Below are 14,523 nucleotides of genomic sequence, written 5' to 3' on the forward strand. Positions count from 1 at the left end.
GGTGGCTGTTCAGTGACCATGCAACTAAACCGGGATGCGCCAGGCCTTGGCCGCTTCCACCGTGGTAGAGCTGAACGGAGCACTCCAGGGCTTATTGCGCGCCGGGTAGTCTTTGACGATGCCGTCGAGCACGTTGTTGAACGCCTGTGGCGTCTTGGCATCCGCCAAGTCACGTGCCGCACCTCGCAGCAACTCGACGTTGGCTGCCGGCTGGCCCGGACGATAAAGCGACGGGTAAATGACTTCCCGCGTGAAATTTTCGGATTTAACCGCGAGATCGCGCCTTTTCATCTGCACAACCGCGCTCGTCATAACCTTCGACAATGCCTCTGCGTTACCAGGTGACTGCTTGCTCATCACTTGCAGGAGTTGCTGAAAATTGGGCTTGCCGGCTGCATTGAGACGCCGCCCAAACCATTCGAAATGCTCGGGACGCCGCGCCAGTGCATCGAGGTTACGCAACGCCGCCGCCAATTTGGGGGTCACCGTCAGTTTGTCACTGGCCTGATTGGCTTCGGTAATGGCGACATCCATCGCTTGCATGGCTTGCTGCGCGCTCTGGCGAAACATCAGCACATCCTTGGCGGCAGGATCTTTCTTCAGATCATTCTCGACGCTCGCCAGCATTTCATCGTCCATGGCCAATACAGCGTCGTCCAATGACTGAAATGGATAGCGCTCACGGAGCTCGGCACGCTTTTCCAGGTGCGCGCCTACCGCCGTACACGCCGATGTCTGCAAATGCTGTTTCTGAGCGTCGGTCATGGTGAAATTAACCGTGCCGCCCAGCATGCCGCGAAAATCGCCCTTGTCGGACTTCAGCGGTAACACGACGGTTTGGTCCGCCTGGGCCATGAGCTTGTCTTCCTGATACCCCACCGCGGCCGCATGCGAGACACCAATGAGGGTATCGACCAGGCCACTCACAACGCTGCCTCCCTTTGCAGGCTCCGGCTTATCGGATTCGAACTTGACGACCAGCGACTCGGTCTTGCTCAGGGGGCTTTCTGGAAAAGACGGATCAATCACCGCAGAAGAGGGTGTATTGACCAGCAGCCCACCATCCTGAAATGCCGTTTGCTCAGCATGCTCCTGAAAGGCGTGGCCTTGCTCCTTCGGGCTTTTGAACAGACCAGGCAATGAGCCGGAAATATGAGCCGCCCGGACAATGTCCATCTCCGGGGTGGTGCTGGTGTTGAAGACCACCAACTGCGGCCGGCCATCGAACATGCCGGTACCCGTGATATTGAGCTGCTTGACCGCCGGAATGTGGCGACTCAACACCTCTATGTCGCGAAAGGTGGGCCCCTTCCCCGCACTGAGCCGGTCGGCAATCTTCATGACTTCAGCTGGCCGGCTTTCCCGAGATGTTCCTGCAATCTGTGCCAGCAGCGACTTGCACGCTTCACTGCCAATCAAGTCTTCAAGAGGTTGCGCTTCGGTTTGCAGACGCGGCAGGAGGGTGAACAGTAATTGCGCAATGTTGCCGGCCGGCCCAGGCAAGCGTCCCGCCCATTTGCCAATTTCAGCACTGGCATTCTGCAGCTTGGCAATCAACGGGGTTTTGCTGTTCAGCAATTCAGGCAGGTTGACGCTGTTCGACAACTTTTCAAAGGCCTTGGCATCCATGCCACTGGCCAGCAACGCAGCAGAGATCGCCCCTGCGGATGAGCCGGAAATTACGTTTACGCCGCCCAATGCTTGGTGGTCTTCAAGCGCCCGGACCATGCCCGGAAATGCAATCCCCTTCGCCCCACCGCCACTCAATACCAAGTGTGCAAGCGGCGGCGGCGACAGGGTCACTTCCACCCGGCCATCGCTGAAGCGAACAAGGCTCACCTTGCGCTCGCCTACGCTGTTGACCAGAGAGGTCTTTACATCTTTATCGACACCTTCAGACTGTTGAGACTGAAAATTGGCATTAGAACTGGACACTTTCATACACGGCTCTCTCTACAGGATGTAGTCCTGAGTGACGCGAGAGCCTGGGATGGGTCCACCCGGAATGGTTTGGTAAAACAAATCAACCCGGGCCAGGGTTACTCGGGAAGACTGTCGTCCTTGAACTGGTCTTTCACGTACTTGATCTCGGTGCGGCCATGAGGTGCTGGCAGGCCATCTTCACCAAGGTTGACGAAGACCATTTTCTCTACCGTCAGGATGCTTTTGCGGGTGATTTTGTTGCGCACTTCACACGTCAGGGTAATGGAGGTGCGGCCGAACTCGGTGGCCGTGATGCCCAGTTCGATGATGTCGCCCTGGCGCGAGGCGCTGACAAAGTTGATTTCGGAGATGTACTTGGTCACGACGCGCTGGTTGCCCAACTGGACGATGGCGTAGATGGCCGCTTCTTCGTCGATCCAGCGCAGCAGGCTGCCGCCGAACAGGGTGCCGTTGGGGTTGAGGTCTTCGGGTTTTACCCATTTGCGGGTGTGGAAGTTCATGGTCACTCCAAAGCATGTTGCGAAATGATGGTCAACATCATGGCAGAGCCCGGCCCCAAGCTCTATGCGCCATTGCCTATCAAGCCCATGCGCGATCTTCATATGGCCGACAGAAAGGCTTGGGATGTGCCGCGTACACGGCTATAATCGCCCCCGCTTCAAAACGGTCATCTTCAATTGATACCGTTCTCCCGCCACCTGTCCGAGGGGCGCTGCAGCAGGTTCAACCTGTCAGGCTCGCATGGGGCGTTGTCCGGCCTGGTTTACCTGGCCTGATACTAAACGCACAACGGCGCCCATTCGCACACTACGAATGGAGGCTCTCTATGAGCGCTGTAATCACGCCTGCAGATTTCAACGACTACAAAGTCGCCGACATGTCCCTCGCTGCCTGGGGCCGTCGCGAAACCTTTATCGCCGAATCCGAAATGCCGGCCCTGATGGGTCTGCGTCGCAAGTACGCCGCTGAGCAACCGCTCAAGGGCGCGAAGATCCTCGGCTGCATCCACATGACCATCCAGACCGCCGTGCTGATCGAAACCCTGGTTGCCCTGGGTGCCGAAGTGCGTTGGTCGTCCTGCAACATCTTCTCGACCCAAGACCAGGCCGCTGCCGCCATCGCTGCTGCCGGTATCGCGGTATTTGCCTGGAAAGGCGAGACCGAAGAAGAGTACGAGTGGTGCCTGGAGCAAACCATCCTGAAAGATGGCGCGCCTTGGGATGCCAACATGATCCTCGACGACGGCGGCGACCTGACCGAGCTGCTGCACAAGAAGTACCCGCAGATCCTGGACCGCGTCCACGGTGTGACCGAAGAAACCACCACCGGCGTACACCGCCTGCTGGACATGCTGGCCAAGGGCGAGCTGAAAATCCCGGCCATCAACGTCAACGACTCGGTGACCAAGAGCAAGAACGACAACAAATACGGCTGCCGTCACAGCCTGAACGATGCCATCAAGCGCGGCACCGACCACCTGCTGTCGGGCAAGCAAGCGCTGGTGATCGGCTACGGTGACGTGGGCAAGGGTTCGTCCCAGTCCCTGCGTCAGGAAGGCATGATCGTGAAAGTTTCCGAAGTCGACCCGATCTGCGCCATGCAAGCCTGCATGGACGGTTTCGAAGTGGTCTCGCCGTTCATCAACGGCCAGAACGACGGCACCGAAGCCAGCATCGACAAGGCCCTGCTGGGCAAGATCGACCTGATCGTCACCACCACCGGTAACGTGAATGTTTGCGACGCGAACATGCTCAAAGCCCTGAAGAAGCGCGCCGTGGTCTGCAACATCGGTCACTTCGACAACGAGATCGACACTGCTTTCATGCGCAAGAACTGGGCATGGGAAGAAGTGAAGCCACAGGTCCACAAGGTTCACCGTACCGGTGCGGGTGATTTCGACCCACAGAACGATGACTACCTGATCCTGCTGGCTGAAGGCCGCCTGGTTAACCTGGGCAACGCTACTGGCCACCCGAGCCGCATCATGGATGGCTCGTTCGCCAACCAGGTACTGGCCCAGATCTTCCTGTTCGGCCAGAAATACGCCGACCTGTCGCCAGCTGAGAAAGCCGAGCGCCTGACTGTGGAAGTTCTGCCGAAGAAACTCGACGAAGAAGTGGCCCTGGAAATGGTCCGCGGCTTCGGCGGCGTCGTGACTCAACTGACCAAGACCCAGGCCGACTACATCGGCGTGACCGTTGAAGGTCCGTTCAAGCCGCACGCTTACCGTTACTAAGTAACCGGCTCTCTCCCTGTCGGAGCGGGCTTGTGTGGGAGCGGGTTTGCTCGCGAATACGGAGTGTCAGTCGAAGCAATCATGACTGACCCACCGCAATCGCGAGCAAGCCCGCTCCCACATTGACGGTGTAAGCCTTCCAGTTTTGAGTTTCCAAGGATACGACCATGTCCCAAGACCGTCGCTACAGCTTCGAGTTCTTCCCGACCAAGACCGATGCTGGGCATGAAAAACTGATGGCGACTGCCACGCAGTTGGCCAGCTACAACCCCGACTTCTTCTCCTGCACCTACGGCGCCGGTGGCTCGACCCGCGATCGCACGATCAACACCGTGTTGCAGCTGGAAAGCCAAGTCAAAGTTCCCGCCGCTCCGCATTTGTCCTGCGTGGGCGACAGCAAGGCCGACCTGCGCGGCCTGCTGACCCAATACAAGGCCGCCGGCATCAAGCGCATCGTCGCCCTGCGTGGCGACCTGCCGTCCGGCATGGGCATGGCCAGCGGTGAGCTGCGCTACGCCAATGACCTGGTGAGCTTCATTCGTGAGGAAACCGGCGATCACTTCCATATCGAAGTGGCGGCTTACCCGGAGATGCACCCCCAGGCCCGCAACTTCGAAGACGATCTGCAGAATTTCGTGCGCAAGGCCAACGCAGGCGCCGACAGCGCGATCACCCAGTACTTTTTCAACGCCGACAGCTACTTCTACTTCGTCGAGCGTGTACGGGCCATGGGTGTGAACATCCCGATCGTGCCGGGCATCATGCCGATCACCAACTACAGCAAGCTGGCACGTTTTTCTGACGCCTGCGGTGCCGAGATCCCACGTTGGGTGCGCAAGCAACTGGAAGCCTATGGCGACGACGTCAAGAGCATCCAGGCGTTTGGCGAACAGGTCATCAGCACAATGTGTGAAGAATTGTTGCAAGGTGGCGCACCAGGGCTGCACTTCTATACCCTTAACCAGGCTGAACCGAGCCTGGCCATCTGGAACAACCTCAAGCTGCCGCGCTGAGGTCTGTTCAAGCAGCCCCCAGGCCCCCGTTTATACGGGGGCTTTTTTTGTTTATCTCCCCCCGGAATGGATGCCTGCAGTAAATGAATACAGCGTCACTGACTCACCGCCCTCAGCTGGTTTACCTGGTATTCGGGGCCGAGACCTATCATCAGGAAGCGGTATTCAGCATCGCCAGCGCCCTGTCACACCTGGGCGGTACCGCGAACATGCCGCTGGACATCCAGGTGTTCAGCGACAACCCGGCACCCTACGCGGGCTTGCCGGTGCAGGTCCACACCCTGGATGACGCCACGCGCAAACGCTGGAGCGAGCCCCACGGCTACCATTTCCGAACCAAACATGTGCTGTTGCGCCAAGTGCTGGAAACCGCGGAACGGGCCTTGTTGATCGATACCGACACGTTCTTCCACGACTCGCCGATGGCGCTGTTCGAACGCGTCGCCCCCGGCACCCTGCTGTGCAATGCTTTCCACGCCAAATACGGTGATAACCGCGAAAGCGTGCTGTATGAATCCCTGGCCAAGCACCTGGCCGACAAAGGTGTCGCCGACGACGATATGTGGCTGCTCAACTCCGGCGTCATGGGCATGGCCCGGCAGGACGCGCACCTGCTGGATCATTCGATCGAGCTGATGGACGAGCTGTTTCCAATGGCCCAAGGTGCCTACACCCTGGAAGAGTTCTGCCTGTCGGTTGCCGCGTACCGTCACGTCAACGTGCGCCAGTGCCCGGACCTGATCCATCATTACTGGAGCCGCAAACAGCTGTTTCGCGCCAAAGTCAGGGCCTGGATCAACAAGCACGCCACCGCCCCCACCTGCGACCAGGCGCTGGCCGATACCCGCAAGGTCTCCGCCCACCTGCCCCGTCCACCGCGCCTGCAGCGCCTGATGTACAAGCTGATCACCCTGGCGCTGCCCAAGCGCAAGCAGCAATTTATCCGCGAGATTCTCTACGGCTGCTACGAACACGAAAACGAGTTCGATCAGGCGTGTGGCCCGGTTTGGTGGGACAAAGCGCGACAGAATCAGGAAGAGCGCCAGCAATGCCCGGTTGACGCGCACCAACTGGAACACTGGTTCGCCAACCCGCTGGTGCGCCTGATTCTCGGCGAGCGACGCGCAGCCATCTACGAACACCTGATGACCTCAGAGACCAAATAGCATCGCCCGCAGATGCTTGTTGCAGAGCTTCTCTTTAACGGCGGGGCGTCGTAACCTCAGGGCATGCCCGTCATTCTGAAGTTGTTGACTGCTGCCTTATTCACTTGCCTGAGCCTGGCCGCTTATGGCGAGAAACTGCGCATTGTCACCGAGCCCTGGGCGCCCTACGTGTATGAGGACCAGGGCACCATGCACGGGCTGGACTACGAGACCACCGTGATCGTGTTCCAGCGCCTGGGGGTGGACGTGCAATGGCAGTTCCTGCCCTGGAAGCGCTGCCTGGTCATGCTCGACCAGGGCCAGGCCGACGGGGCGCTGGATATATTCCACAGCCATGAGCGCGACGCCTTGCTGCTGTACCCCAGCGAACCGCTGTCGGAAGTCGAGTTCGTGCTCTTCTATGCCAATGAGCGTCCCCACCCAGCCCAAAGCCTCGAAGACCTGCGCGGCCTTACCGTCGGTACCTCGCCGGGCTACCTGTACGGTGCAGAGTTCAGCGACTCCGGCCTGTTCAACCGCGAACCGGCCCCCAGCCATGAGGCCAACTTCGGCAAACTGATGCTGGGACGTATCGACATGGTGATCACCGACCGTCGAGTGGGCCAGCATGTGATCAAGGCGCTGGGCCTGGAGGGCAAGGTCAGCCAGGCGCCGGCGGTGGTCAGCCGCCAGCCGCAGTTCCTCGCTGTACGCCGTGGCGCGGGCATGGACCTGCTGGTACAACGGTTTGCCGCCGAGCTCAAACGCTTCAAACAGGAACCGGCCTATAGTGCCTTGAGCGCCAAATATGGTGGAATCCAGGCGAATACGGGGTCTGGACGCACCGTTGAGCAGCAGGAAAGCAGCGCGCCCTGATTGCTCTGTTATACTCCGGCCTTTCCGCCAGGCTCACGCCCGGCCGCTGAGGTCTTGAAAAAGGCACCCAACCCCGCTACAGCGCAGCTTTCAGCCCGCGCGAGCCGGTGGAGTGCCCGCCAGACGCAGCAGGACCGGACGGGGTTGCGCTCCCCTAAGCGCCATTCACGCCCGGCAAGATTATCCCTTTGGGCCAAGCCCTAACTAAAACAGGATTACTCATGTCCTTTGCTTCCCTCGGTCTCTCCGAGGCTTTAGTCCGCGCCATCGAGGCAGCGGGCTATACCGAGCCTACTCCGGTGCAACAGCGGGCCATTCCCGCCGTGTTGCAAGGTCGCGACCTGATGGTTGCGGCTCAGACAGGTACTGGTAAAACCGGCGGCTTCGCCCTCCCGATTCTGGAGCGGTTGTTCCCCAACGGTCACCCGGACAAATCCCAGCGTCACGGCCCGCGCCAACCACGCGTACTGGTCCTGACCCCAACCCGCGAACTCGCCGCCCAGGTGCACGACAGCTTCAAGCTGTATGCCCGCGACTTGAAGTTCGTCAGCGCCTGCATCTTCGGCGGCGTCGGCATGAACCCACAGGTTCAGGCCATGTCCCGTGGCGTCGACGTACTGGTGGCCTGCCCGGGTCGTTTGCTCGACCTGTGTGGCCAAGGCAGCGTCGACTTGTCCCACGTGGAAATCCTCGTGCTGGACGAAGCCGACCGCATGCTCGACATGGGCTTTGTCCATGACGTGAAAAAGGTCCTCGCCCGCCTGCCGGCCAAACGTCAGAACCTGCTGTTCTCGGCAACGTTCTCCCAGGACATCACTGCCCTGGCCGGCAAGCTGTTGCACAACCCGGAACGCATCGAAGTCACGCCGCCGAACACCACGGTCGAGCGGATCGAGCAACGCGTCTTCCGCCTGGCCGCCAGCCACAAGCGCGCGCTGCTGGCCCACCTGATCACCGCCGGCGCGTGGGAACAGGTGCTGGTGTTCACCCGCACCAAGCACGGCGCCAACCGCCTGGCCGAATACCTGGACAAGCACGGCCTCACCGCCGTCGCCATCCACGGCAACAAGAGCCAGAACGCGCGCACCAAGGCACTGGCCGACTTCAAGGCCGGCTCTGTGCGCATCCTGGTTGCCACCGATATCGCCGCCCGCGGCCTGGATATCGACCAACTGCCGCACGTGGTCAACTTCGAGCTGCCCAACGTCGATGAAGACTACGTGCACCGTATCGGCCGTACTGGCCGTGCCGGTCGCTCGGGTGAAGCCATCTCCCTGGTCGCACCAGACGAAGAAAAACTGCTGAAAAGCATCGAGCGCATGACCAAGCAGAAAATCGCCGACGGCGACCTGATGGGCTTCGATGCCAGCGCCGTGGAGGCCGAGAAGCCAGAAGCGCGCGAGCGTCCGGACGTGCGCAACCCGCGCAACCCACGTGGTCCGAAGGGCGATGGCCCGAACGGCGGCGGTGGTGGCGGCGGTCGTCGCGACAAAGGCAAAGACAAAGGCAAGGAAAAATCCGCCTCCAGTGGCCGTGGCGAACGCCCAGCCCGTGAGCAGAAACCCCGTGAAGGCACCCCGGCCCGCGAACAGCGCCAGCCGAGCCAGCCACCACGCGCTGCTGCCGACCGTGCGCCGGACGAGTTCCTCGACGACGATGTGGATAACTTCGGTAACCGCGTTGACTACGTGCCACAGGCCAAACCGGCCCAAGGCCGTGGCCGTCGTCCAGGTGCCCCGGCACAGGGTGCAGGCGCAGGCGCTCCACGTGGCGGCCAACCACAAGGCGGCCGCCAGAACGGCCCGCGCAACAGCAGCGGCGGCACCACCGGTACGCCGCCTGCCAAGCGCAACGGCCCGCGTAACGGTGCACCTCGTGACGGCCAGGCTCGCCGCGAAGACTCGCGCAGCAACAACCGTCGCCCAGCCCGTGACGACCAGCCTCGCTCCTCCGAACCGGCCGTGCAGAACCCACGCGGTGGCCCGGCGCCAAAGATCATCCACAAGGAGTCGAAGGCTGACCGCTTCCCGACACCCGAGCAGTTGGATCAACTGCCAGGCCGTCCTCGTGGTGAAAAACCAGCGCTGCTGACCCGCAATCGCTGATTTTCAACGCCGATAAAAATGCCCCGCCTCTTTCGAGACGGGGCATTTTTTTTGACTCAACACAAATCAACTGTGGGAGCTGGTTTGCCTGCGATTGCATTGACTCGGTGTGCCTGATGCTCCGAGGTGCCCGCAGCGCAGGTAAGCCAGCTCCCACATTGATTGCATTCCAGGCATAAAAAAACCGGATCTCAGGATCCGGTTTTTTCGTGTAAAAACAGAAATTACTTCTGCTTCACACCTTCCAGCGAGATGTCCAGGTCCACAGTCTGCGAGGACGGACCTGGGCCTTTGATGCCGAAGTCGTTCAGGTTGACAGTGGTCTTGGCGTTGAAGCCGGCACGCTCGCCGCCCCACGGGTCTTTGCCCTCACCGTTGAAGGTGGCCTTGAAGGTCACCGGCTTGGTCACGCCGTGGAAGGTCAGGTCGCCGGTCACGTCAGCGGTTTTGTCGCCGGTGGACTTGACTGCGGTGGAGACGAACTTGGCATCAGCGAACTTGGCAACGTCCAGGAAATCTTTGCTGGCGATGTGCTTGTCACGTTCTGCGTGGTTGGACCACAGGCTGGCGGTTTTCACGTCGACCGCGATTTTGCTGGCCTCTGGCTTGGCGGCATCCCAGCTGAACGTGCCATCCCAATCCTTGAAGGTACCGTGAATGAAGCTGTAGCCCAGGTGGCTGATTTTCCAGTCGATGAAGGCGTGCTGGCCTTCTTTGTCGATCTTGTAGTCAGCTGCCATCACCTGACCTGCGGACAGCAGGGCAGTACCGATTGCCAGAGCGGCGAGGGTCTTTTTCAACATGCTTTCTATTCCTTGTGAGTCGAGGTTGAACATCAGGCTTTGCGCCCCAGCATACGAACCAGGGTCGCATCACGATCAATGAAGTGGTGTTTGAACGCAGCCACGCCATGCAAGCCGGCGAAGACCACCAACACCCAAGCGAGGTACAGGTGTACCAGGCCTGCGTTATCTGCCTGGTCCGGTAGCCCGGAAACCACGGCAGGAATCTCAAACAGGCCAAACACCGGGATACCGACACCGTCTGCGGTGGAAATCAGGTAACCGGCGATCATCACGGCAAACAGCCCGAGATAAAGGAACGCGTGGCCAAATGCAGCACCGATACGGGTCATGCGGCTGTAGCTGGCCAGCGGTGGTGGCGGTGGGCTCACCAGCCGCCAGACAATACGCACCAGCATGATGGCGAACAGCGTGATGCCAATGCTCTTATGCAGGTCCGGCGCGTCTTTGCGCCAGGCGCTGTAGTAGTCGAGACCGACCATCCACAAGCCCAGGGCGAACAGGCCAAACACCACCAGGGCGACGCCCCAGTGCAAAACAATGCTGACCCAACCATAGCGGGCCGATGAATTACGTAGCTGCATGTCCCAAATCCCGTAAGAGCTGTGCCCAAGACTAGCGATTTACCTATCGAATTAAAGCGGAAAATTTCGCTTTGAAATATCGAGAAATACGATCTGGAGCCTAGGCACAATAAGTTAACGACGGATTAAGGACTATTCCTAAGAAACGTGACAGACCGTCCTGTGTTTACCGCGAATTCACTCACAATAGGTTGTGACTCGAGCCACCATTGCATAGGCTTGCGCGATTGATTCACCTGCGCCCGCCGCAGGACCGCTTCGAGGAGATAACCGATGGGCTTGAACAACCAGTGGATGCAACGCGACCTCACCGTGCTTTGGCATCCCTGCACCCAGATGAAAGACCACCAGCAATTGCCGCTGATCCCGATCAAGCGCGGTGAAGGCGTCTGGCTGGAAGACTTCGAAGGCAAGCGCTACCTCGATGCCGTCAGTTCCTGGTGGGTCAACGTGTTTGGCCATGCCAACCCGCGTATCAACCAGCGCATCAAGGACCAGGTCGACCAGCTGGAACATGTGATCCTCGCCGGTTTCAGCCACCAGCCGGTGATCGAGTTGTCCGAGCGCCTGGTGCAGATGACACCCGAGGGCCTGACCCGCTGCTTCTACGCCGACAACGGCTCGTCGTGCATCGAAGTCGCGCTGAAGATGAGCTTCCACTATTGGCTCAACCGTGGCCTGCCGAACAAGAAGCGCTTCGTCACCCTGACCAACAGCTACCACGGCGAAACCATCGCCGCGATGTCGGTGGGCGACGTGCCGCTGTTTACCGAGACCTACAAGGCGCTGCTGCTCGACACCATCAAGGTGCCGAGCCCGGACTGCTACCTGCGCCCCGAGGGCGTGAGCTGGGAAGACCACTCGCGCACGATGGCCCAGGTGATGGAGCAGACCCTCGCCGAGCACCACGATACCGTCGCCGCCGTGATCGTCGAACCGCTGATCCAGGGCGCCGGCGGCATGCGCATGTACCACCCCGTGTACCTCAAACTGCTGCGCGAAGCCTGCGACCGCTACGGCGTGCACCTGATCCACGATGAAATCGCCGTCGGCTTCGGCCGTACCGGGACGATGTTCGCCTGCGAGCAAGCCGGCATCCGTCCGGACTTCCTGTGCCTGTCCAAGGCCCTCACCGGCGGCTACCTGCCGCTGGCGGCCGTGGTTACCACCGAAGATGTGTACAGCGCGTTCTACGACGACTATCCGACACTGCGCGCCTTCCTGCATTCCCATAGCTACACGGGGAACCCGCTGGCCTGTGCGGCGGCGTTGGCGACGCTGGATATTTTCGAAGAAGACAACGTCATCGAGAACAACAAGGCCCTGGCCCAGCGCATGGCCACGGCCACCGCGCACCTGGTGGACCATCCTCACGTCTCGGAAGTGCGCCAGACCGGCATGGTGCTGGCCATCGAGATGGTGCAGGACAAAGCTACCAAGACCGCCTACCCGTGGCAGGAACGCCGTGGCCTGAAGGTGTTCGAACACGCCCTGGAACGCGGCGCACTGTTACGTCCATTGGGCAGCGTGGTGTATTTCCTGCCGCCCTATGTGATCACGCCGGAGCAGATCGACTTCCTCGCCGAAGTCGCCAGCGAAGGCATCGATATCGCCACCAACAGCAAGGTCAGTGTTGCCGTGCCGAAGGACTTTCACCCAGGCTTCCGCGATCCCGGTTGATCACTCACACCCGTGTAGGAGCCGGCTTGCCGGCGATGGGGCCCGTAATTCAGCGCAGCGCCAACGCCCTTGTCGCCGGCAAGCCGGCTCCTACAGGAACACCCTATTTTCCAGAGAACAGAAATGAGACTGTCCCGCTTTTTTACCGATACCCCGCTCAGCCTCGGCGACCATGAGCTACCCGAAGCCCAGGCGCACTACATCAGTCGCGTGCTGCGCATGGGCGAAGGCGATGCCGTGCAATTGTTCGATGGCTCGGGCCAGGAGTTCCTGGGCAGCCTGCTGGAAGTCGGTAAAAAGCGCGTCACCGTGCAACTCACCGAAAGCTTTGCGGGCCAGGCCGAATCGCCGCTGCACATCCACCTCGGCCAGGGCCTGTCCCGTGGCGAACGTATGGATTGGGCGATACAGAAGGCGACCGAACTGGGCGTCAATGCGATCACGCCGATTTTCAGCGAGCGCTGCGAAGTGCGCCTCAAGGATGAACGCGCCGACAAACGCCTGCTGCACTGGCGCCAAGTGGCGATCAGCGCCTGCGAACAATGCGGGCGCTCCACGGTGCCGGTGATTCACCCACCGCTCTTGCTGGCGGACTGGTTGAAGCAGACCGAGGCGGATTTGAAACTGGTGCTGCACCCGGTGGCCGAGCCAATGGTCAGTCACGCCAAGCCTTCCAGCCTAGCCTTTCTGATCGGCCCTGAAGGTGGGCTGACCGATAATGAAGTCGACAGCGCCCAAGCCGCCGGCTACCACGCCGCCCGCCTCGGCCCGCGCGTGCTGCGTACCGAGACGGCACCGGTGGTGGCGTTGGCAGTCGCCCAACAGTTGTGGGGCGACTTCTAGGGTTTACTCCACCGGGTCACTGACCGGCTTGGCAATGATCGCCTTTAGCTCGCTGGTCATCGGAAACTCCAGGTTCAGCCCCTTGGGCGGAATCGGCTGTTCAAACCAGCGTTGGTAAATCCCGTTGATCTCGCCACTGCGGTACAGGTCGGCGAGTGTTTCGTTGACCACCGCCAGAAACTGCGGGTCGTCCTTGCGCACCATGCAACTGTAGATTTCGCGCGATTGCTCCTCGCCCACCACGACCCAGTTGTGTGGGTCCTTGGCCTTGGCGCGCTCGCCGTAGAGCAACGCGTCGTCCATGTAGAACGCCACAGCGCGGCCTGTTTCGAGCATCTTGAACGCTTCACCGTGGTCCTTGGCGCTGATCACGAACATGTTGGTTTTGTGCTCGGCGTTGTAACTCTTGAGAAAGCGCTCGTTGGTGGTGCCCGCGGTGGTCACCACGTTCTTGCCTGCCAGGTCGGGAAAGCCTTTGATACCGCTGTCCTTGGCCGTGAGCAGTTGCCCCTTCACGTAGATAAACCCGTAGGAAAACGCCACCTGCTTCTGCCGCTCGGCGGTCACGCCGGTGGAGCCGCATTCCAGGTCGACGGTGCCATTTTGCACCAAGGGGATACGGGTCTGCGACGTCACCAGGTTGTACTTCACATTGAGCTTCGCCACCCCGGTTTTCTGTTGGATACGTTCGACGATCTTGTTCGCCAGGTCTACCGAGTAGCCCATGGGTTTGCCGCTGTGATCGCCCACATAAGAAAACGGCACCGACGCATCGCGATAGCCCAGGGTGATGGACTTGGCGTTGCCGATCTTTTCCAGCGTGCCGCCCAAGGGCGCTTCATTCGCCTGGACCTGTGCGCCGAATAAAAGCCCCAGGGTGCAGCCGGCCAACAGGATTCTTTTCATTGTTATGCTCCGTTGTTGTTTGAATTGTTTGAGTTATTTACGTACAGCGATCACGCTGATTTCCACCAGCACGCTCGGTCGTGCCAGCTCCGCTTGCAGGGTGGTGCGCGTGGGCGCCATGCCCGGCGACAGCCACGCGGACCACACCGCATTCATCGGTGCGAAACCGGTGCCGATGTCCTTCAGGTAAATGGTGGCGTTGAGCAGGTGGTCCTTGTCACTGCCCGCCTGGGCCAGCAGCGCGTCGATTCGGTCCAGCACCTCCTGGGTCTGGCTCGCCACATCCTGCCCGTCACCGGGCACCTGGCCGGAGAGAAATACCAGGTCCTTGAAGGTCACGGCACCCGAGAGACGTTCGTTGCTGTTGATTCGGTTGATGGTCATGGAA

The 14,523-nt window shown here is 60.4% G+C and carries 13 protein-coding genes and 1 riboswitch; of the genes, 7 read left to right on the forward strand and 6 right to left on the reverse strand.

Annotated elements, in window-relative coordinates:
• Positions 1–24 precede the first annotated feature (24 nt).
• Both KUA23_RS28070 and KUA23_RS28075 read right to left on the reverse strand, forming a co-directional pair.
• Positions 25–1,941 carry a patatin-like phospholipase family protein gene (locus tag KUA23_RS28070; RefSeq protein WP_252993169.1) on the reverse strand — a complete coding sequence of 639 codons (1,917 nt, stop codon included), beginning with the start codon at positions 1,939–1,941 and terminating at the stop codon, positions 25–27.
• Positions 1,942–2,039: 98 nt separating this feature from the next.
• Positions 2,040–2,444 (reverse strand): acyl-CoA thioesterase, encoded by a 405-nt coding sequence (locus KUA23_RS28075; protein WP_003194988.1) that lies wholly within the window; start codon positions 2,442–2,444, stop codon positions 2,040–2,042.
• Between the two features lie 198 nt (positions 2,445–2,642).
• Positions 2,643–2,749, forward strand: a riboswitch (S-adenosyl-L-homocysteine riboswitch).
• 21 nt (positions 2,750–2,770) lie between these two features.
• On the opposite strand from KUA23_RS28075, the gene ahcY reads away from it, so the two are divergent.
• The 5 genes from ahcY to rhlE2 all read left to right on the forward strand — a co-directional run bounded on the left by ahcY (position 2,771) and on the right by rhlE2 (position 9,319).
• Positions 2,771–4,180 carry an adenosylhomocysteinase gene (gene ahcY, locus KUA23_RS28080; protein WP_078050529.1) on the forward strand — a complete coding sequence of 470 codons (1,410 nt, stop codon included), beginning with the start codon at positions 2,771–2,773 and terminating at the stop codon, positions 4,178–4,180.
• 167 nt (positions 4,181–4,347) lie between these two features.
• A complete protein-coding gene (gene metF / locus KUA23_RS28085) occupies positions 4,348–5,193 on the forward strand; it encodes a methylenetetrahydrofolate reductase [NAD(P)H] (RefSeq protein ID WP_071494443.1) in 846 nt (281 codons plus the stop codon).
• A gap of 83 nt (positions 5,194–5,276) precedes the next feature.
• Positions 5,277–6,359 carry a hypothetical protein gene (locus KUA23_RS28090; RefSeq protein ID WP_252993170.1) on the forward strand — a complete coding sequence of 361 codons (1,083 nt, stop codon included), beginning with the start codon at positions 5,277–5,279 and terminating at the stop codon, positions 6,357–6,359.
• Between the two features lie 63 nt (positions 6,360–6,422).
• Complete coding sequence (locus KUA23_RS28095) at positions 6,423–7,214, forward strand: substrate-binding periplasmic protein (protein WP_099493103.1); 792 nt, start codon at positions 6,423–6,425, stop codon at positions 7,212–7,214.
• A gap of 221 nt (positions 7,215–7,435) precedes the next feature.
• Positions 7,436–9,319: an RNA helicase RhlE2 gene (gene rhlE2, locus KUA23_RS28100; RefSeq protein ID WP_078050532.1), complete on the forward strand. Its 1,884-nt coding sequence runs from the start codon at positions 7,436–7,438 to the stop codon at positions 9,317–9,319.
• 224 nt (positions 9,320–9,543) lie between these two features.
• Here the strand turns inward: rhlE2 and KUA23_RS28105 are convergent, their stop codons facing one another.
• Complete coding sequence (locus KUA23_RS28105; RefSeq protein WP_021492687.1) at positions 9,544–10,122, reverse strand: YceI family protein; 579 nt, start codon at positions 10,120–10,122, stop codon at positions 9,544–9,546.
• Between the two features lie 32 nt (positions 10,123–10,154).
• Complete coding sequence (locus KUA23_RS28110) at positions 10,155–10,706, reverse strand: cytochrome b (protein WP_078050533.1); 552 nt, start codon at positions 10,704–10,706, stop codon at positions 10,155–10,157.
• A 273-nt stretch (positions 10,707–10,979) separates the two neighbouring features.
• On the opposite strand from KUA23_RS28110, the gene KUA23_RS28115 reads away from it, so the two are divergent.
• Together KUA23_RS28115 and KUA23_RS28120 are read left to right on the forward strand one after the other, a co-directional pair.
• Positions 10,980–12,386 (forward strand): adenosylmethionine--8-amino-7-oxononanoate transaminase, encoded by a 1,407-nt coding sequence (locus tag KUA23_RS28115; RefSeq protein WP_252993171.1) that lies wholly within the window; start codon positions 10,980–10,982, stop codon positions 12,384–12,386.
• Between the two features lie 123 nt (positions 12,387–12,509).
• Positions 12,510–13,229 (forward strand): 16S rRNA (uracil(1498)-N(3))-methyltransferase, encoded by a 720-nt coding sequence (locus KUA23_RS28120; protein ID WP_252993172.1) that lies wholly within the window; start codon positions 12,510–12,512, stop codon positions 13,227–13,229.
• Between the two features lie 3 nt (positions 13,230–13,232).
• Here KUA23_RS28120 and KUA23_RS28125 read toward each other — a convergent pair whose 3' ends face one another.
• Together KUA23_RS28125 and KUA23_RS28130 are read right to left on the reverse strand one after the other, a co-directional pair.
• Positions 13,233–14,135: a transporter substrate-binding domain-containing protein gene (locus tag KUA23_RS28125; RefSeq protein WP_252993173.1), complete on the reverse strand. Its 903-nt coding sequence runs from the start codon at positions 14,133–14,135 to the stop codon at positions 13,233–13,235.
• Positions 14,136–14,168: 33 nt separating this feature from the next.
• Positions 14,169–14,519 carry a RidA family protein gene (locus tag KUA23_RS28130; protein WP_099493109.1) on the reverse strand — a complete coding sequence of 117 codons (351 nt, stop codon included), beginning with the start codon at positions 14,517–14,519 and terminating at the stop codon, positions 14,169–14,171.
• Between the last annotated feature and the right edge of the window lie 4 nt (positions 14,520–14,523).

It is taken from the genome of Pseudomonas pergaminensis, from assembly GCF_024112395.2.
GTDB lineage: Bacteria > Pseudomonadota > Gammaproteobacteria > Pseudomonadales > Pseudomonadaceae > Aquipseudomonas > Aquipseudomonas pergaminensis.

Coding starts and splice junctions, on each gene's coding strand:
- KUA23_RS28120 (WP_252993172.1), top strand. CDS start 12,510: ATGAGACTGTCCCGCTTTTTTACCGATACCCCGCTCAGCCTCGGCGAC.
- ahcY (WP_078050529.1), top strand. CDS start 2,771: ATGAGCGCTGTAATCACGCCTGCAGATTTCAACGACTACAAAGTCGCC.
- KUA23_RS28105 (WP_021492687.1), bottom strand. CDS start 10,122: ATGTTGAAAAAGACCCTCGCCGCTCTGGCAATCGGTACTGCCCTGCTG.
- KUA23_RS28115 (WP_252993171.1), top strand. CDS start 10,980: ATGGGCTTGAACAACCAGTGGATGCAACGCGACCTCACCGTGCTTTGG.
- KUA23_RS28110 (WP_078050533.1), bottom strand. CDS start 10,706: ATGCAGCTACGTAATTCATCGGCCCGCTATGGTTGGGTCAGCATTGTT.
- KUA23_RS28070 (WP_252993169.1), bottom strand. CDS start 1,941: ATGAAAGTGTCCAGTTCTAATGCCAATTTTCAGTCTCAACAGTCTGAA.
- rhlE2 (WP_078050532.1), top strand. CDS start 7,436: ATGTCCTTTGCTTCCCTCGGTCTCTCCGAGGCTTTAGTCCGCGCCATC.
- KUA23_RS28125 (WP_252993173.1), bottom strand. CDS start 14,135: ATGAAAAGAATCCTGTTGGCCGGCTGCACCCTGGGGCTTTTATTCGGC.
- metF (WP_071494443.1), top strand. CDS start 4,348: ATGTCCCAAGACCGTCGCTACAGCTTCGAGTTCTTCCCGACCAAGACC.
- KUA23_RS28075 (WP_003194988.1), bottom strand. CDS start 2,444: ATGAACTTCCACACCCGCAAATGGGTAAAACCCGAAGACCTCAACCCC.
- KUA23_RS28130 (WP_099493109.1), bottom strand. CDS start 14,519: ATGACCATCAACCGAATCAACAGCAACGAACGTCTCTCGGGTGCCGTG.
- KUA23_RS28090 (WP_252993170.1), top strand. CDS start 5,277: ATGAATACAGCGTCACTGACTCACCGCCCTCAGCTGGTTTACCTGGTA.
- KUA23_RS28095 (WP_099493103.1), top strand. CDS start 6,423: ATGCCCGTCATTCTGAAGTTGTTGACTGCTGCCTTATTCACTTGCCTG.